General features: G+C 34.1%; 18 protein-coding genes. 17 read left to right on the forward strand and 1 reads right to left on the reverse strand.

Annotated elements, in window-relative coordinates; translation table 11 throughout:
• Positions 1-4: 4 nt before the first annotated feature.
• From G3A46_RS03175 to G3A46_RS03250, 16 genes are all read left to right on the forward strand, one after another.
• Positions 5-1,078 carry a methyltransferase gene (locus tag G3A46_RS03175; RefSeq protein WP_165146120.1) on the forward strand — a complete coding sequence of 358 codons (1,074 nt, stop codon included), beginning with the start codon at positions 5-7 and terminating at the stop codon, positions 1,076-1,078.
• A 52-nt stretch (positions 1,079-1,130) separates the two neighbouring features.
• On the forward strand, positions 1,131-1,748 hold the full coding sequence (locus G3A46_RS03180) for a 3-oxoacyl-ACP synthase (RefSeq protein WP_165146123.1): 618 nt from the start codon (positions 1,131-1,133) through the stop codon (positions 1,746-1,748).
• Positions 1,745-2,002, forward strand: coding sequence for a phosphopantetheine-binding protein (locus G3A46_RS03185; RefSeq protein WP_139855597.1), 258 nt, complete (start codon positions 1,745-1,747; stop codon positions 2,000-2,002). The genes G3A46_RS03180 and G3A46_RS03185 overlap by 4 nt, the downstream gene beginning before the upstream one ends.
• A gap of 66 nt (positions 2,003-2,068) precedes the next feature.
• Positions 2,069-3,271 carry a beta-ketoacyl-[acyl-carrier-protein] synthase family protein gene (locus G3A46_RS03190; RefSeq protein WP_165146126.1) on the forward strand — a complete coding sequence of 401 codons (1,203 nt, stop codon included), beginning with the start codon at positions 2,069-2,071 and terminating at the stop codon, positions 3,269-3,271.
• Entirely contained in the window at positions 3,271-4,335 is a 1,065-nt protein-coding gene (locus tag G3A46_RS03195) for a beta-ketoacyl synthase N-terminal-like domain-containing protein (protein ID WP_165146129.1), read from the forward strand. Before G3A46_RS03190 ends, G3A46_RS03195 begins: the two co-directional genes overlap by 1 nt.
• Positions 4,329-5,105, forward strand: coding sequence for a polysaccharide deacetylase family protein (locus G3A46_RS03200; RefSeq protein ID WP_165146132.1), 777 nt, complete (start codon positions 4,329-4,331; stop codon positions 5,103-5,105). The genes G3A46_RS03195 and G3A46_RS03200 overlap by 7 nt, the downstream gene beginning before the upstream one ends.
• Positions 5,098-5,727 carry an outer membrane lipoprotein carrier protein LolA gene (locus G3A46_RS03205; protein WP_165146135.1) on the forward strand — a complete coding sequence of 210 codons (630 nt, stop codon included), beginning with the start codon at positions 5,098-5,100 and terminating at the stop codon, positions 5,725-5,727. Before G3A46_RS03200 ends, G3A46_RS03205 begins: the two co-directional genes overlap by 8 nt.
• Positions 5,705-6,346: a hypothetical protein gene (locus G3A46_RS03210; protein ID WP_165146138.1), complete on the forward strand. Its 642-nt coding sequence runs from the start codon at positions 5,705-5,707 to the stop codon at positions 6,344-6,346. The genes G3A46_RS03205 and G3A46_RS03210 overlap by 23 nt, the downstream gene beginning before the upstream one ends.
• A gap of 1 nt (position 6,347) precedes the next feature.
• Complete coding sequence (locus G3A46_RS03215) at positions 6,348-6,713, forward strand: 3-hydroxyacyl-ACP dehydratase (RefSeq protein ID WP_165146141.1); 366 nt, start codon at positions 6,348-6,350, stop codon at positions 6,711-6,713.
• Between the two features lie 55 nt (positions 6,714-6,768).
• Positions 6,769-7,260: a hypothetical protein gene (locus tag G3A46_RS03220; protein WP_165146144.1), complete on the forward strand. Its 492-nt coding sequence runs from the start codon at positions 6,769-6,771 to the stop codon at positions 7,258-7,260.
• Positions 7,261-7,374: 114 nt separating this feature from the next.
• Positions 7,375-8,568: a DUF2062 domain-containing protein gene (locus G3A46_RS03225; protein ID WP_165146147.1), complete on the forward strand. Its 1,194-nt coding sequence runs from the start codon at positions 7,375-7,377 to the stop codon at positions 8,566-8,568.
• On the forward strand, positions 8,561-12,271 hold the full coding sequence (locus tag G3A46_RS03230) for a 1-acyl-sn-glycerol-3-phosphate acyltransferase (protein WP_165146150.1): 3,711 nt from the start codon (positions 8,561-8,563) through the stop codon (positions 12,269-12,271). Before G3A46_RS03225 ends, G3A46_RS03230 begins: the two co-directional genes overlap by 8 nt.
• The gene (locus G3A46_RS03235) at positions 12,268-13,806 is read left to right on the forward strand and encodes an NAD(P)/FAD-dependent oxidoreductase (RefSeq protein ID WP_165146153.1); all 1,539 of its coding nucleotides are present in this window, start codon (positions 12,268-12,270) and stop codon (positions 13,804-13,806) included. The genes G3A46_RS03230 and G3A46_RS03235 overlap by 4 nt, the downstream gene beginning before the upstream one ends.
• An 11-nt stretch (positions 13,807-13,817) precedes the next feature.
• Positions 13,818-14,705, forward strand: a complete 888-nt coding sequence (locus G3A46_RS03240) for a cupin-like domain-containing protein (protein ID WP_165146156.1) — start codon at positions 13,818-13,820, stop codon at positions 14,703-14,705.
• Positions 14,706-14,707: 2 nt separating this feature from the next.
• Positions 14,708-16,366 carry a C45 family peptidase gene (locus tag G3A46_RS03245; protein ID WP_165146159.1) on the forward strand — a complete coding sequence of 553 codons (1,659 nt, stop codon included), beginning with the start codon at positions 14,708-14,710 and terminating at the stop codon, positions 16,364-16,366.
• A gap of 62 nt (positions 16,367-16,428) precedes the next feature.
• Positions 16,429-17,727 (forward strand): AMP-binding protein, encoded by a 1,299-nt coding sequence (locus G3A46_RS03250; protein WP_165146162.1) that lies wholly within the window; start codon positions 16,429-16,431, stop codon positions 17,725-17,727.
• A gap of 12 nt (positions 17,728-17,739) precedes the next feature.
• Here the strand turns inward: G3A46_RS03250 and G3A46_RS03255 are convergent, their stop codons facing one another.
• Positions 17,740-18,561 (reverse strand): universal stress protein, encoded by an 822-nt coding sequence (locus G3A46_RS03255; RefSeq protein WP_165146165.1) that lies wholly within the window; start codon positions 18,559-18,561, stop codon positions 17,740-17,742.
• Positions 18,562-18,725: 164 nt separating this feature from the next.
• Between G3A46_RS03255 and rimP the strand changes: the two genes are divergently transcribed.
• Positions 18,726-19,187 carry a ribosome assembly cofactor RimP gene (rimP, locus tag G3A46_RS03260; protein ID WP_139855582.1) on the forward strand — a complete coding sequence of 154 codons (462 nt, stop codon included), beginning with the start codon at positions 18,726-18,728 and terminating at the stop codon, positions 19,185-19,187.
• Positions 19,188-19,193: the final 6 nt, after the last annotated feature.

Raw genomic sequence — 19,193 nt, forward strand, 5'->3', positions numbered from 1 at the left:
CATAATGCAAGCAAATAAAAAAAATATTAACGCATTTGAAGCTTTGGAAGAAGCGCATCGCATAGCCTTTGCGCCATTTGTTTTTCAGGCTTCAGTTTCGCTTCGGAAATTAGGAATCCTAGATTATATCTTTGAAAATAGAAAAGGTGGAGGACCTACTGCCGAAGAAATTTCTGAAAAACTTTCACTAAGTCCATATGGTGTGGGGGTGCTTCTTGAAATTGCAGAAACATCAAATATCGTTAATAAGTGTAAAGCAGGAAAGTATGAGTTGTCTAAGGTTGGTTACTTTTTAAATTACGACACTACAACAAGCGTAAACCTCAATTTTACCAATGAAGTTTGTTACAAAGGTCTTTTCCATTTAAACGATGCAATAAAAACTGGAAAACCTGAAGGACTTAAAGAGTTAGGCGAATGGCCAACTATATACGAAGGGCTTTCAAAATTACAACCAGAGGAACAAAAAGCTTGGTTCGATTTCGATCATCATTATTCAGATAATATTTTTGATGAAGCGCTTCAGAAAATTTTTCAAAAGGACATAAAAACGCTATTTGATATTGGTGGGAATACCGGGAAGTTTTCAATTAAATGTGCCGAATTTAATAAAGACGTAAACATTACTATTGTTGATTTACCTGGACAATTAAAGATGGCTTTATCCAATGCCGAAAAACGAGGCTTTAAAGACAGAATTAAAGGTCACCCAATAGATTGGCTTTCAGAAAATCCACAGATACCAACAGGTGCAGATCTTATTTGGATGTGTCAGTTTTTAGATTGTTTTTCAGAGGATGAAATTTTAAAAATCTTGAAAACTTGCGCAGATTCGATGAATGATAATGCCGAGTTGATTATTGTAGAAACCTTTACAGATAGACAAGCATTTAAGGCTTCCCAGTTTATATTAGAAGCAACTTCACTTTATTTTACAGTACTTGCAAATGGAAATAGTAAAATGTACCCTGCGAGTGTATTTATTAAACTGATTGAAAAAGCCGGCTTGCAATTACACGAAGATTGTAAAATCGGTGAGTATCACACTATGCTAGTTTGTAAAAAGAAATCACAATAAAACGGTGTTTTTGAGCATCTATACGAACTCGAGATTCTAAAGAATTATAAAATTGACGAATAAACTTCACATAAAAAGCTACTCACATATTAAAAACCAAACTGTTTCAGTAAACGGAAATGTGATTTTTAAAGGAGATGATGCTGATTTTCCAAACTTTATAAAGAGTGCATATAAACATTTGGAGACAAGTTATTCTAAGTTCTTCAAGATGGATAACCTCAGTAAGCTGGCATTTCTAGCGGCCGATGTATTGTTGAAGCAAGAAAGCTTAAGTGAAGAGGAAAACAATATTGCCCTTATATTTTCAAATAAAGCATCGAGTTTAGATACAGATAGAAAACATCAAAAATCAATTGAAAACCAAGAGGAATATTTCCCTAGTCCGGCAGTTTTTGTTTATACTTTGCCGAACATTTGTCTTGGGGAGATAAGTATAAAACACAAACTTTATTCTGAGAATAGTTTTTTTATCTTTGACCGCTTCAATGCCGAGCATTTATATCTGTATGCCAATAATTTATTGCAAAATAACAAAGCAGAAAAGGTATTATGCGGCTGGGTAGATTTTGATGAAAATAGCTATGAAGCTTTTTTATATTTAGTTGAAAGCAAAGGCGAAATAGTACATAACACTGAAGAAATAAACAGATTATATAATTTATTATGAGCGAATTAAAAGAAGAATTAAAGGCAAAAATAATTGAGCAATTAAACCTTGAAGATGTTTCAGTTGAAGAAATTGCTGACGATGACGCACTTTTTGGTGATGGTCTTGGCTTAGATTCTATTGATGCTTTGGAGCTTATCGTAATGTTGGACAAAGATTATGGTATCCGTTTGAGTGATCCGAAAGAAGGACGCAAAATATTTGAATCTGTGCAAGTAATGGCAGATTATATAGAAGCAAACCGCACTAAGTAATTTTTGAATTTATAGACTGAGGGCAGTCAAAACCTTATTGAAATTATTATAAAGTCTCTTGTTTAAATGAGTAAAGGCGTAGCGATAACCGGAATGGGGATAATTTCGGCCATTGGAAACAATGTAGCTGAAAACTTTGATGCGCTTATAAATCAAAAAAAAGGGATTACTCGTGTTGATAATATTAAAACCATACAACGCGAAGAAATTATGGTTGGCGAAATTAAATTCACAAACGATGAATTAATCGCTCAATTAGGTCTTCCACCTGAAAACAACTTCTCGCGTACTGCGATGTTAGGTGTTATTGCAGCTAAAGAAGCCATTGCTCAGGCAAGAATAACCGATATTAAAAAATATAAAACAGGCATTGTTTCGGGTACCAGTGTAGGCGGAATGGATATGACTGAAAAGTACTATTACGAATATCTCACCGAAAAAGAACCTCAGAAATATATTGAAAGTCATCACGCTGGAGATTCTACACAAAAAATTGCAGAGCAATTAGGCATTGAAGAAAGTTTTGTAACAACTATAAGTACTGCTTGTTCTTCTGCTGCCAATGCAATTATGTTGGGAGCCCGACTTATAAAATCTGGAAAACTAGATAGAGTAGTAGTAGGCGGAGCCGATTGTCTTTCAAAATTTACCATCAACGGATTTAAAACCTTGATGATTTTAAGCGATACCTTCAACACTCCTTTCGACGAAAATAGGAAAGGACTAAACCTTGGAGAAGCAGCTGCTTATCTAGTTTTAGAAAGTGATAAAGTGGTAAAAGCTGAAAATAGAAAGGTACTCGCTTACGTAAAAGGATATGGAAATGCCAATGATGCATTTCACCAAACAGCATCTTCTGATAATGGTGATGGAGCAACACTAGCGATGGAAAAGGCATTAAAAGTTGCCAATTTAAATCCGTTTGATATAGATTATATAAACGCTCACGGAACTGCAACAGGAAATAACGATCTTTCGGAAGGAAGGGCAATTCTTCGCATTTTTAAGGATGAAATGCCAGAATTTAGCTCTACAAAAGCATATACCGGTCATACTTTGGCTGCAGCTGGAGCGATTGAAGCTGTATATTCAGTTTTGGCATTACAAGAAAACGTAATTTTTCCCAACCTGAATTTTAAAACTCCGATGAAAGAATTCAATTTAATTCCACAAACCGAATTAAAGAAGAAAGAATTAAATACCGTGCTTTCAAATTCATTAGGGTTTGGCGGTAATTGTTCAACTGTTATCTATTCAAAAGAAGCTTAATGAAAAAGGTGTATATTAATAGTATCGCTTCTATTTCACCTCAAAAAACCTTTGAGAGTGCATCCTTTTTAGATGATATTATTGAATATAACGACAATGTAATTCCAGCCTTCGACCCAAACTATAAAGAGCACATACCGCCTGCCGCTGCTAGACGGATGGCAAAAGGAATTAAAATGGGAGTGGTAGCTTCAAAACTTGCAATGAAAGAAGCAGGGATTGAAACTGTAGATGCTATAATTACAGGAACAGGAATGGGTTGCATGATCGATTCTGAAAAATTTGTCAGTGCTATTATTGATAACAACGAGCAATATTTAACTCCTACTTCCTTTATACAAAGTACACACAATACAGTTGCTGGGCAGATAGCTTTAGGAATGGAGTGTAAAGCTTATAATTTCACTTATGTTCACTCTGCTATTTCGTTTGAATCGGCTTTGATAGACGCTAAAATGCAACTAGAAAATGACGAAGCAAATAACATATTAGTAGGGGGCGTAGAAGAATTAGGCTCACATACCACCAATGTTCATCGTGTTATCAATCACGTTAAACCTGAGCCAGTAACAATTTCAGAGGTTTTAAATTCCAATACTGAAGGAGCTGTGTTTAGTGAAGGTGCTAATTTCTTCGTGGTTTCTAACGATAAGAAAGATAGCAGTTATGCCGAATTACTTGCTGTTGAAACATACAATACTCTTCAAAAAGACAAGGTTTCAGAAATAATTAAAAACTTTTTAGAAGAAAATAACTTAAAACCTGAAGACTTAGACCTTGTGGTGCTCGGTAATAATGGTGATGTAGATTTTGATGGATATTACAATCAACTATCTGAAAATATCTTCAAAAACACTAAACAGGTTTACTACAAACACCTAGTTGGTGAAAATAATACAGTGTCGGCATTTGGGGTTTGGTTGGCTTCAAAAATTATTAAAACACAACAAATTCCAGCTATAGTGAATTTGAACGAAATTGAATCAACAGAAACTAATATTGTTTTGTGTTACAACCAATATCGCGGTGAAAACCACAGTCTTGTACTCCTGAAAAAATGTTGAAATTCTACACCATAAACGCCTTAGCTTTAGTAATCTTTTTTGGATTGCTGCTAACAGGTTTTTTTGGTGATGTTCCGGTTTGGCTTTATGTATTATTTGTAATTATTTGGATAGTAATTACTGCTATTGGGTCTTTTCAAATAAAATGGAATTATCATTTAGAGTCATTAAACCACAATTATAAAACTTCAAAAAACTATATATCCATCACTTTCGACGATGGACCAAATCCAGATTATACACCAAAAGTTCTTTCGCTTTTAAAGGAACACAACGCAAAAGCTACTTTTTTCATAATAGGAAAAAACGCTGAACATCACCCAGACTTAGTCCGTGAAATAATAGCAGATGGACATACTATAGGAAATCACTCATTTTCACACGCTAATACTTTCAGTTTTTTTTCTTCTGAAAAAATTATAGCCGAATTAAAAAAATCTGATTCAATTCTGAAAGAAATCACAGGAAAGGAAGTTAAATTATTTCGTCCTCCATTTGGTGTAACAAATCCGAATATCAAGAAAGCTTTGAAAAAAACTGGGCATCACTCTATTGGTTGGAGTAAACGCAGTTTGGATACTACGAATCTTTCGGAAGAAAAGATTTTAAAACGCATTATTCCCAACCTGAGAAAAGGTGATATTGTATTACTTCACGATAGCAGTTCAAAATCCGTTGCCGTATTGGAACAGTTATTGTTAACTTTGACTCCGCACGAATTGCAGTCGGTTTCGGTGGATCGTTTGCTAGAAATAGAACCTTATGCGTAATTATCTTTTTTTACTAGTTTTTGTTTTAATCGGCGGTAGCATTGCAGCACAAGAAATTGCGATGAGTGCTTCTGAAATTTCTGCTTTCAAACAAAAAGTTATCACTACTGCAAAAAGCACAAATTCAATTAAAGCTGATTTTGTGCAATTCAAGCATCTAGACTTTTTAGCGAATGATGTAAAAACTTCAGGGAAAATGGTGTTTAAAGCTCCTAATTTGGTAAAATGGGAGTACACAAACCCTTATCAATACAGCGTAATTTTTAAAGAAGATAAGCTACTTATCAATGATGGAGGAACTAAAAGTAAAGTCGATATTGGGAATAGCAATCTCTTTAAGAAATTAAACGAGTTAATCGTGAATAGCGTAAAAGGCAATATGTTTAACGACGCCGATTTTACGGTTTCATTTTATAAAGTATCGAAACATTACAAAGCGGTTTTTGTGCCTAAAGACAAAAAAATAGCTAATTATATAGCTTCTTTCGAATTGCTTTTCAACAAAGACGACGCACAGGTTCACGAGGTAAAAATGATTGAGCCTTCAAAAGACTTTACAAGGATTATATTTAGCAATCGAGTTTTAAACAGTAAGATTAATGATTCGGTTTTTAGCAATTAGTCTATCCCTTGTTTTCTCTTTAACTTCCTGCTCGTTAAAGACCACAGAAGGATTGCGACTAATAGATTTGAATGAGGTTGCTAAGTTGAATAAAGTGGTCGAAAATCTATATTTTTCTAACCCAGAAATAGACTATGTTTATAAAGCGAAAATCAAGGTTTACAATAAAAATTTCGGCGGAATATTAATTGTAAAAAAGACAGGTCTAGAAAATCACAGAGTAGTATTTACAACTGAATTTGGAAGTAAATTATTAGACTTTCAGTTTGATGGAGATAAGTTTACCAAGAATTTTGTTGTTGAAGATTTAGATAAAAAATTTATAATTAATATTTTGAGAGACGATTTCAAATTATTGATAACCGAAAAATCTGATATTTTGGAAGTTTTTAGTTCTGAAGTGCATAATGTTTTTAAAACACAGTCCGAGGAACGATTCAATTATTACTTTTTTGAAAAGGAAACAGGAAAGCTTCAAAATATTATAAATACAACTAAAAGAAAAGAAAAAGTTGAGGTTGATTTTACTTCAACTCAAAAAGAAATCGCAGACATCATAAGCATTAAACACAACAACTTCAAGTTAACGATAGACTTGGAAAAATTCAAAAAAGAATAATATGCTCATAGAAGGTTTATACAAAATAATTGCTATCGATAAGACTGAAAAAGGCATCTTAGCAAAAGTACACTTAGATAAAAATCACGATATTTTTAAGGGGCATTTTCCTGGAAATCCAGTTATGCCAGGAGTTTGTATGATTCAGATTATAAAGGAGCTCACTGAAAAAACAGTAGAAAAGGAATTGTTTTTGGCGGTTTCTTCCAATATAAAGTTTATGGCAATTATCAATCCTGAAAAGAATTCAGAATTGCAGCTTTCCATAGATATTACTGAAGAAAATGGAGAGGTAAAGGTGAAAAACACTACATCTTTCGAAGACACTATAGCTCTTAAGTTAAGTGCTACGTTTAATATTATTTAATTTTTGTCTAAGCCTAACAAGGTTTTAAAACCTTTTAGATTTAGAACTTACAATTATGAAAAACATATTCATTTTATTCTTTTTTATTTCCTTTATTGGAAACGCTCAAGATTTAGGAGAAATTCGTACGCAATACCCAAAAGCAGTTGAGAGCACTGAAGTAACCGAGAAATTGTATGGCGAACTTGCAAGAATAAGTACATCGAGTAAGCCTGTATTACTTGCCTATAAAGGAGCAATGTTGACGTTGAAAGCTAAGTTTTCAAAAAGTAAACGCGATAAGAAAGACTTTTTTAAAGAAGGCGTTTCTTTACTTGAATCTGCTGTAGAGTCAGATTCGAAGAATACTGAAATTAGATACATCCGTTTATCAGTTCAAGAAAATTCGCCAAAATTCATAGGGTATCACAAAAATATTGAGGCTGATAAAGATTTTATTTTAAAGAATTACGGAACGCTATCCTCTAAGACTTTAAAAACCATTGTAAAAGATTTTGTTTTAAACTCTAATAGTTTTGATGAAACTGAAAAGTTAGGGTTGAATTAGCCTAAGCAAAACCATTACTTCAACTGCAATAACTTATATTTGTTGCGTGCTCTATTCCTCAGTGGTAGTTATACACCGCAAAGACACAGAGGACACTAAGAATAAAACTTCATAATGAGCCAAAAACTACATTCAGAAAAACTTAATTCCCTGAAGTGTTGTGTGATTATTCCTACTTATAATAATCACAAGACCTTGCAACAGGTAATTGAAGGTGTTTTGGTTTACACTGAAAATGTAATTGTGGTGAATGATGGATCCACAGATTCAACTTCAGAAATATTGCTAAAGTTTCCGCAATTGGAGTTAATTAACCTTTCACAAAATAAAGGAAAGGGGAATGCGCTGCGACAAGGCTTTAAACACGCTGAAAGTTTGGGTTACCATTACGCCATTACCATTGATAGTGATGGGCAACATTTTCCAGAAGATATTCCGGTTTTTACAGAAGCTTTAGAAAAGTCAGAAAATAAAAAGTTACTCCTTATCGGCGCACGAAATATGGGGCAAACGGGAGTACCTAAGAAAAGTAGCTTTGGAAACAAGTTTTCAAATTTTTGGTTTTGGGTAGAAACGGGAATTCGCTTAAAAGACACCCAGTCTGGCTTTAGATTATATCCGCTTTACGCAATGAAAGACTTAAGCTTTTACACCAGTAAGTTTGAATTTGAAATTGAAGCAATAGTCAAATCTGCCTGGAGTGGGATAGAAGTGAAAAACATTCCGATTCAAATTCACTATGAGTTGGAAAACAGAGTTTCACATTTTCGTCCGTTTAAAGATTTTACACGAATAAGTATCTTAAACACTTGGCTTGTACTTGTTACCTTCCTATATATTAAACCACGAGATCTCTTTAGGAAATTAAAAAAAAAAGGACTTAAAAGGTTCTTGATGGAAGACCTACTTCAAAGCGATGATTCTGCCGAAAAGAAAGCTTTTTCAATCGCTTTAGGGGTGTTTATAGGCTTGTCTCCAATTTGGGGCTTTCATACTGTATCGGTTATATTTTTGGCCATTCTTTTGAAGCTAAATAAGGTGATTGCCTTTGCTTTTTCTAATGTAAGCTTGCCTCCATTTATCCCTTTTATTCTTTATTTCAGTTTAAAACTTGGGAGTTGGCTTTTAGGTGAAAACTTTGTCCTTTCATTTAATGAAATAGATCCTAGTTTAGAGCTAGTGAAATATTTAAAATCTTATATTGTTGGCAGTTTGGCTCTTTCAATTTCTGCAGCAATTTTCTGCGGACTTGCAGGATACTTAGTCTTAACGTTGTTTGAGCGTAAAAAGATTTTTAAGAATGGGTAAATGGTTTTTTAAGGCATATCAATTTCTTCAAAATAATAAATCCAGAAGCGCAATTATCTTTTTATTGTTGCTCTCAGGTTTGGTGTTCCTTGTTACCAAAATTCAATTTGAAGAAGATATTTCAAAATTAATACCTGTAGAAGGAGAGTCTAAAAACCTTCAGAAAGTATTAAAATCAGTAAATTTTACTGATAAAATTATTGTCACCCTTCAGAAAAATGAAGATGTAGCCGTTGAAGAACTTACCGATTACGCTTCAGAATTTATCGATAGCTTACAAACTCACTCACCTCAATACATCAAAAACATTAGAGGGAAAGTTAACGATGACGATTTACTTCGTACTATGAATTTTGTGTACGAAAATTTGCCTTTATTTCTTGATAAAGATGATTACAAAACCATTGCCAACAAACTTGAAAAAGATAGTGTTTCGGCTATAACAGCAGCGAATTACAAAACACTTATCTCCCCTTCTGGCATAGTAACGAAAGATATTATTCTTAAAGACCCTTTGGGGCTTTCACTAATCGCCTTAAAAAAGCTTAGACAGCTTGGAGTCACCGACGAATTTGTATTGAAAGACGGGTTTTTAGTAAGTAAGGATGAAAAAAATCTTCTTCTTTTTATCACTCCGCAATATGCAAGTAGTGAGACTTCTGAAAACAGCAAGTTTGCCGAAAAATTATATGCGCTACAAAAATCTTTAGATCTTAAATATTCAGGAAAAGTAAAAAGTGAATATTTTGGAGCTGCGTTAATTGCAGTTGCAAATGCCCAGCAAATAAAAAGTGATATACAGTTTACCGTAGGTATCGCCTTTTCGTTATTGGTTCTAGTTTTTATACTCTTTTACCGAAAGATATATGTTCCCATAATTTTATTTGTACCGACGCTTTTCGGTGGACTTTTAGCAGTTGCACTATTGTATTTAGTTCGAGACAACATCTCTGCTATTTCATTAGGGATAGGCTCAGTTTTGCTGGGGGTAACATTGGATTATTCACTTCATATACTCACTCATATCCGCAATAATGAAACTGTAGAAAGTTTATATAAAGATGTAGCAGAACCAATATTGATGAGCAGTTTAACAACTGCGTTAGCATTTTTGTGCTTGTTGTTTTTAGATTCTCAAGCCTTACAGGATTTAGGGATGTTTGCTGCAGTAAGTGTTTTGGGTGCTTCGGTTTTTGCACTTTTATTTATTCCATTAGTTTACAAAAATCCACTTTCGCAAAAGCAACAAGTTAATGTGTTGGATAAAATCGCCGATTATTCCTACCATAGAAATAAATGGTTGTTAATAGGTCTAGGAGCGGTTTTAGCGGTAAGTCTGTTCACCTTCAATAAGGTTGAATTTGATAAAGATATTTCAAAATTAAATTATGAGCCTGAAGCGTTGAAAGCTGCAATGCAGCATTTGGATGAGCTGACAGATATTTCCTCAAAATCGGTCTACTTAGCGACTTATGGGAAATCTGTAGAAAGTACGCTTCAGCTAAACGATTCAATTCACGCAACCTTAGAATTACTAAAAGAAGATGATAAAATAAGCAGTTTTAGTTCTATTGGAGCTTTAGTGCATTCACAACGTGACCAAAGAAATAAAATATCTGTTTGGCAACAGTTTTGGAGTGAATCTCGAAAGGATAGTACGGCAAACAATCTTATTGACAGTGGGAAAGAACTTGGTTTTAAACCTTCAACTTTTGGTAAGTTTTACGATTTTCTGAATAAAGACTTCAACACTTTAAAGCCTGAGGATTATCAGCAAATTCCATCGATTATTCTAGAGGATTATATCACTACAGAAGCTGGATTTACAACAATTACAACCCTAGTTAAACTAGAGAATGTAGATGTTTCTGACATTAAAGATAGGTTTAAGAAAATCCCGAATACCTATGTTATTGATAGGCAGGAAATGAATGAAACCTTCTTAGGGAATCTTAAAAACGATTTCAACAGCCTGATAGGGTATTGTTTGTTGGCAGTTTTATTAATACTGTTTTTATTCTTCCGAAGTTTCTCTCTCACTTTGGTTACTGCAACCCCAATTTTCCTAACCTGGTTTTTAACCTTAGGGGTAATGGGATTGCTCAATATTCAATTCAATATTTTCAATATTATAATTTCCACTTTCATTTTTGGATTGGGAATCGATTACAGCATTTTTATGACTAAAGGCTTGTTGAAAGAGCTTGCTATGGGTGAAAAAGTAATGGTAACCAATAGAACATCAATAATACTGTCGGTTTTAACCACGATTCTCGGAGTTGGAGTTCTAATTTTTGCTAAACATCCGGCATTGTATTCAATATCTATAGTCTCGATCATTGGAATATTTTCGGCAATGTTTACAGCATTCACAGTGCAACCGTTATTGTTTAAGCTTTTTATAGGAAGTTCAAAAAAGCGCCCTATAACCCCTAGGATGTTTGTGCATTCGGTATTGTCGTTTAGTTATTTCGGATTAGGAGGAATATTGCTTTCAATCTACAGTGTAACCTTAATGCCAATCTTACCAATAAGTAAGAAAACATCTATGGGATGGTTTCATAAGGTAATATCGAAATTCTTTAAATCGGTATTATACACCAATCCCTTTGTGAAGAAAACTATAATCAATGAATCGGGTGAGGATTTTTCAAAACCTGCGGTAATTATAGCCAATCACACTTCCTTCCTAGATATTTTGGCGGTGGGGATGTTGAATCCAAAAATTTGTTTCTTGGTAAACGATTGGGTTTATAATTCTCCAATTTTTGGGAAAGCAGTGCAAAAAGCAGATTTCTACCCTGTATCAAGTGGAATTGAAAATAGCTTAGAGCCTTTAAAAAAGAAAATTGAGGAAGGATATTCGTTGATGGTTTTTCCAGAAGGCACTAGAAGTGACTCCAATAAAATTAAGCGTTTTCACAAAGGTGCTTTTTATTTGGCAAACCAATTCAATTTGGATATTCTACCGGTATTAATTCACGGAAATAGCGAAGTTAATCCTAAGGGAAGCTTTATTATAAAAGACGGTAGCATTACTGTAAAGATTTTACCGCGTATAAAAGCCGAAGACACTTCTTATGGAGAAACTCATAGGCAACAAGCAAAACAAATAGGCGCGTATTTTAGAGATGAGTTTTTAAAAATTAGAAACGAAATTGAAGGTGTAAATTACTTTCACAATATTGTTTTAGAGGAATACCGATATAAGGGAGACTCAGTTTATAAGGCTGTAAAGAAGGATTTAAAAGAAAATGCTGCGGCGTATTTCGAAACCCGAAGACACCTTGAAAAGCGTGGGAATATTGCACATATTTCAGATGATATTGGGCAACTCGACTTTCTTTTAAATCTTGATGGGTCAGATAGAAAAATTTTCAGCTATATTGAAGATTCAGATAATAGAGCAATACTTCAAAATAGTTATATAACTAATAAATACGGTAAGGTTTATTTTAAATCGTCTATCTCAGCTGTATTGAACGCAGATGTTGAAATGCTAGTAATTTCTTCAGAAAAACACCTGGCTGAAGTAATAGACATTTTACCGCAAATTTCTGTGAAAACCATTGTCTTTCTGAAAGATGCCTCCCTTGTTGAGAAGGAAAATATTGTTACATTAGACTATCAAAGTGTATATCAAAGTGTATATCAAAATACGAATATTAGTGTTTTTAATCTATCGAGAACCACAGCAGAATGACTGAAAAATACGATGTAGTAATTATTGGTAGCGGCCTAGGAGGGCTGGTATCGGCAATTATACTAGCCAAAGAAGGTTATAGTGTTTGTGTGCTCGAAAAGAATCAACAATTTGGTGGGAATCTACAAACCTTTTCACGTAATAAAACCATTTTTGATACAGGGGTACATTATATAGGAGGACTTTCGGATGGACAAAATCTGAATAGGTACTTCAAGTATTTAGGTATTCTTGACGATATTACACTAAAGAAAATGGACGAAGATGGTTTTGATAGAATCACTTTTGACAATGACCCAAAGGAATACAAATACGCACAAGGTTACGAAAGATTTAAAAAAACGCTCCTCGAGGAATTTCCTGAAGAAGAAAAGGCAATAGATGCCTATTGCAATAAAATGAAAGAAACCTGCGATTTCTTTCCGCTTTACAGACTTAAACTTGGAAAACCATATTATGAAAACACTTCACTTTTTGAAGTGAAAATAAAAGATTTTATAGATTCTATTACAGATAATAAAAAACTTCGAGCTGTATTAGGAGGAAGTAATTTGCTATATGCTGGTGAGGGGGAACGCACTCCTTTGTATATGCACGCTTTGTCAGTAAATTCTTATATAGAAAGCTCCTATCGTTGTATAAATGGTGGAAGTCAAATTACCAAGGCACTACTTGCTAGGCTACGTGAAAATGGAGGAAAGGCATATAAACGCCACGAAGTAACAAAGTTTGTTACAGAAGATGGTCAGGTTTCAGCTGTGGAAATTGCAAATGGGAAGACAATAAAAGGCGATATATTTATTTCTAATATAGATCCTAAGATGACCCTTCAGATGATTGGTGAAAATCATTTTAGGAAATCCTACACCAAGCGTATTGAAAATATTGAAAGTACAATTGCTGCTTTTAGTCTTTATTTAGTATTGAAACCCAATAGTTTTAAATACTTAAATCATAATTACTATCATTTTAAAGACTATAACTCTATTTGGGATGCGCATAAGTATACTGAAGAAAGTTGGCCTGAAGTGTATATGATGTCTATGGGAATTAAGAAGGACGAAGATGAGTATGGGGATAACTTAACGGTTATGACTTATATGCGTTTTGAAGAAATGGAACCTTGGATAAATACCTTTAACACAGCCGCCGATAAAAATGAGAGAGGGCAAACCTATGAAGAGTTTAAGGAGCAAAAGGCTGAGATAATTATTCAGGAGTTAGAAAAAAAATTCCCCAATATCCGAGATTGTATAGAAGCAGTTTACGCTTCAACCCCTTTATCTTACCGTGATTATATAGGGTGTAGTAAAGGATCGATGTATGGCTTTGTTAAAGACGCTAATAGTCCATTAAAATCTTTCGTGTCGCCACGAACTAAAATCAACAATCTTTATTTTACTGGGCAAAATTTAAATATGCACGGGATTTTAGGCGTTACAATTAGTGGAGTAGTAACTTGTTCGGAAATATTAGGAGGGGAATACCTTTTAAATAAAATTTTAGAAGCTTCAAATACGGAAAGGATAACTTAAAGAGTTTAGAGATGTCACAAATCAAATCAAAACCTATTGAAAGGGTTCGGAATATTTCTAAGGAAGAGTTTATTGAGAAATATTACAAACCTCAAAAGCCTGTTTTAATTGAAGGACTCACCAAAGATTGGAAGGCATTCAAAATGTGGAACTTGGACTATATTCAAAAACACGCTGGAGATCAAGTGGTTCCGCTTTATAATAATGAGCCTACAAAAGGGAAGCAGAACTCGGCCGAGCCTGCTACTGAAATGAAAATGTCTGACTATATCGATCTTATAAAATCCAAACCTACCGATTTACGAATTTTCTTCTACGATCTTAAGGTGAAGTTGCCAGAACTTCTAAAAGATTTTGAATACCCCAATATTGGTTTAAAGTTTTTTAAACGTCTTCCAGTACTATTCTTTGGAGGTGAAGGGTCTAAGGTTTTACCACATTACGACATGGACTTAGCAGATTTAGTGCATTTCCATTTTCAGGGGACTAAGAGTGTTTTGCTTTTCTCTCCCGAGCAAACTAAGTATTTATATAAAATTCCATTTGCAGTACATAACTTAGAAACCATCGATCTAGATAATCCCGATTTTGAAAAGTATCCTGCGTTAAAATATGTTGAAGGAATTCACGCGACAATGGAACATGGTGATGCGTTGTATATGCCAAGCGGCTACTGGCACTATATAAAATATCTAAATGGAGGTTTTTCTATGACACTTCGAGCTTTTCCAAGGCATTTAGGGCGTTTTGGAAATATGCTTTACAACGTATTCTTTATGCGACATTTTGAAAATCTAATGCGTAAATCATTTGGGCAGAAGTGGATTGATTATAAAGAAAACCGTACTTATAAGAAAACAAATAATAGGGTAGCCAAGCTGAATAATCAAAATTTATAAGGATGAAGAATTCAGGAAAGTTACTTGCATTTGCTTTGTTAATATTTCTTTTGAATTCGTGTGGAGTGTCAAAATCTATTAACAATAGACCTGATGTTAGTGGCTACAATTCTTCAATTCCTGAAAAAATTAAAATCAACGATTCCACTTTTATAGCTGGAAATAACTTCTTCTTAAAAAATAAACAAGGTCTGTGGGAGCTATATGTAGAAGGTAATCCCTTACAAATTGGGGAAATAACTGGAAGCCTTACGCAGAAACAACTTCAAAGTCAGGAGGCTTATATCTTCAATATGGTGGAGGATATAATCCCTTCAAAGTTTCAACAATTCTTACTTCGTAAATTTTTGGCTTGGTACAATCGCAAAATGTATCAACATATCCCTGAGGAATATAAAACCGAAATTTATGGTCTTTCACAATATTCATCATCAAATTTCAGTGAAATTGGCAAGCCTTATTTGCGAATACTATACCTGCACGGCGCCCACGATATAGGCCATGCAATGCAAGATTTAATGCTGGTTGGTTGTTCATCTTTCGCTGTTTGGGGAGATAAAACAGTCGATAACGATCTGCTAATTGGAAGAAATTTCGATTTTTATGCTGGAGATGACTTTGCGAAGGAGAAAATAATCTCTTTTGTAAACCCTTCAAAAGGACACAAGTTTATGTCGGTAACTTGGGGCGGAATGATAGGCGTAGTGTCTGGAATGAACGAGCAAGGTTTAACGGTTACTATAAATGCTGGAAAATCTAAAATTCCATTAGTTGCTAAAACACCAATATCTATAGTAACACGCGAAATTCTTCAATATGCATCTACTATAGATGAGGCAATTGCTATTGCAAAAAAGCGTGAAGTATTTGTATCTGAAGCTATTTTTATCGGGAGTGCTAAGGATAAAAAAGCAGTTGTTATTGAAGTTTCACCGGATAATTTTGGTGTTTATGAAGTAGAAAACACCAATAAACTTATATGTAGTAATCACTTTCAAAGTGAAGAATATCAAAATGACGAACGCAATATAAAATGGATAGAAGAGAGTCATTCTATGTACCGTTTTGAAAGGATGCAAGAACTGATTTCAGAAAAAGAAAAAATTGATGTTAAAGATGCGGTTGCCATTCTTCGAAATAAAAAGGGATTAGATAACAAAGAAATAGGTTTTGGAAATGAAAAAGCCTTAAACCAACTTTTAGCCCATCACGGGATTGTTTTTAAACCTGAAAGTAAAAAAGTATGGGTTTCTTCAAACCCCTATCAATTGGGTGAATTTGTGGAATACGATTTAGATGATATTTTTATGAATAGGGAAGATAACCCAGCAATTACTTCCGTTTCAAACAGGAAAGGGAATATTCCTGAAGATAAGTTTATACATTCAAAAGAATTTAAAGACTACCAAGAATACCGAGTTTTGGAGCGGAAAGTTGAAAAAGCTATTTCGGAAAAAGAAACACTTTCCCAGGAAACAATTTTAGCTTTACAACAAAAAAACCCAGAGTATTGGAAAGCCTATTATTTAATAGGAAAGTATTACTTTGGAAAAAAATATGACGCCGCCGCAAAACTTGATTTTGAAAAAGCGTTGACCAAAGAAATAACAACAGTTACCGATAGACAGAAAATTGAAAAATATCTTCGGAAATTAAACTAACAGAATTAAAAAGTCGTGGTGTTTAGTAAGCCTTAAAGTCTTGCTTCAAAAAAGAACAGTAAATGATTCCAGAAATAGAAAAAGCATCCAAAGAAGAAATAAAAGTCTTTCAAGAAGAGAAGCTTAAAGACACGCTAGAATATCTAAATGAGAAATCTCCATTTTACAAGCGCTTTTTTAAGGAAAACAATATTAACGTTTCAGAAATAAAGAAGCTAGAAGACCTTTATAAAATTCCTGTTACTACTAAAGATTTTCTGCAGCGTTATAATGATGATTTTATATGTGTGCCAAGAGCTGAAATTATAGACTATGTTACAACCTCTGGGACTTTGGGTGACCCTGTAATATTTGCCCTTACCGATAATGATTTAAACCGCTTAGCCTATAACGAAGCGATTTCATTTGAGTGTGCAGGAGTTAAGAAGACCGATGTGATGCAGTTGATGACCACTATCGACCGCAGGTTTATGGCAGGGTTGGCTTACTTTTTAGGTGCTCGAAAATTGGGAGCGGGAATCATTCGAGTTGGATCTGGGATTCCTGAGCTACAATGGGATTCGATTTTAAAATTTAATCCTACTTACTTAATTACAGTGCCTTCGTTTCTTTTAAAACTTATAGAATATGCAAAACAGCATAATATAGATTTAAAAAATACAGGTGTTAAAGCAGCTATATGCATTGGTGAACCTATTCGCGATCAAGATTTTTCTTTGAATATACTGTCAAAAAAAATTAAAAAAGATTGGGATATTGAGTTGTTTTCAACTTACGCTTCTACCGAAATGAGCACAGCTTTTAATGAATGCGAATATCACGTTGGCGGTCATCACCATCCGGAATTAATTATTGCTGAAATTTTGGATGAAAATAATAACCCCGTAAAAAATGGTGAAGTGGGCGAACTTACAATTACCACCTTAGGTGTTGAAGCGATGCCATTATTGCGTTTTAAAACTGGTGATATGGTTCAAGCAAATGATGAAAGGTGCAAGTGTGGACGTAATACCATGCGCTTAGGGCCAGTTGTTGGGCGTAAAAAGCAAATGATTAAATATAAGGGAACTACCTTGTATCCGCCGGCGATGTATAATATTTTAAATAACTTTTCAGAAGTTGAAAGCTACGTAATTGAAGTGTTCCACAATGAATTAGGTACCGATGAAATTTTAATAAAGATTGCTTCCGATAATATTTCCGAAGAGCTTCTTTTAGATATCAAGGATCATTTTAGAGCAAAATTAAGAGTAGCGCCTAAATTAGAATTTGCCTCATCTAAAGAGATTCAAGCACTTAGGTTTCCACCTTTAAGTAGAAAGCCTGTGGACTTGATAGATCACAGGCTTCAAAAAAATTAAGTAGGTATTTCTTTATTTCTTAAATGTAATTACTGGCATATTAGCATGGTTTACCATGTCCTCACTGATACTTCCATTAAAAAAGTGCGAAATACCTTTGCGTCCGTGGGTAGCCATTCCAATTAATTCACCATTTATGAATTTTGTGAAATTTAGTATTCCTTTTTCCACAGTAGTGTCGTTATAGATGTTTAGAGAGTAATTTTCAATTCCCATACCATCTACAAAATCCTCCATTAACTCCTGAGCTTGGCCAGAAGTTTTAAAACCTGCAGGCGTGTTCACGTATAGCAAATGTAGTTTTGCGTTAATTTTTTTAGCGAAATCATAAGCTTTAATTAATGTACCGCGTGAATTTTCAGAAAAATCAGTTGCGAATACAAAATCTTCCACATTAAATTCCGAATGATTATTTTTTATCACTAAAACTGGAACTTCGGCGGTGCGAACTACTTTTTCTGTATTACTTCCTACAAACATTTCTTTAAATCCACTTGCACCATTAGATCCCATAACGATAAGATTTATGTCATAATTCTTACAAGCTTCATTGATATCCTCAAAAATTTCGTTGTGACCAATTGTCTCGTTTATCGTAATTCCCTCAAGGAAGTCGCTATTTCTAAGGTCGTTAAAGCGTTTTTCAGTAAGTTTTATAAAATACAGCGATTCAGGAAGGCTGCCAGAATCTTTAGCAGTAGCGTATTGCATGGGAATTTCCAAAGAGTGCAAAACGTAAACTTCACTATTGTGTTTTTTAGCTAATTTTATAGCTACTTTAAGGGCGTTTTCAGCTTGTTCGGAAAAATCTGTGGGGACTAAAATACGTTTCATAAATAGTTTTGGGATTAAATTTTTTAGCGATGATAATTTACAAAAATAAATCGGTTGCCCTTGATTTTTATAATATTAAAAAATTATAGTATATTTGCACCGATTTTGATACGAAAATATCTGAGGGGACTAAAAGTCCCCTCTTTTTATAGCTAAAAAAAACGATGCGAGAAAAAGTAGCACAACTACTAGAAACTGCTTTAGCAGAAAACCAATCTCTGTTTTTGATCGACCTAAATATTACTGAAGACAACCAAATACGGGTCATCCTTGACGGCGATAAAGGCGTTACGGTTGAAGATTGTATAGCTGTTAGCCGACAAATTGAACATAATTTGGACCGTGAGGAATATGATTTCTCATTAGAAGTAATGTCATCGGGTGTTTCAGAACCATTGACTTTACCTAGGCAGTATAAAAAGAACTTAGGTAGAACGCTTAAAATAAAAACTAAAAACGAAGAAAAAATTGAAGGCGAATTAATCGCTGCGAACGAAGAAAGTTGTACCTTGAAGTGGTCTGTGCGAGAGCCTAAACCAGTAGGAAAGGGGAAAGTTACCGTTCAAAAAGAGGCAACACTGCCTTATGAAGATATTATGGAAGCAAAAGTGATGATAACATTTTAATAGAAT

The sequence above is a fragment of the Aequorivita sp. KMM 9714 genome, from assembly GCF_011065475.1.
In the GTDB taxonomy this organism is placed as follows: domain Bacteria; phylum Bacteroidota; class Bacteroidia; order Flavobacteriales; family Flavobacteriaceae; genus Aequorivita; species Aequorivita sinensis.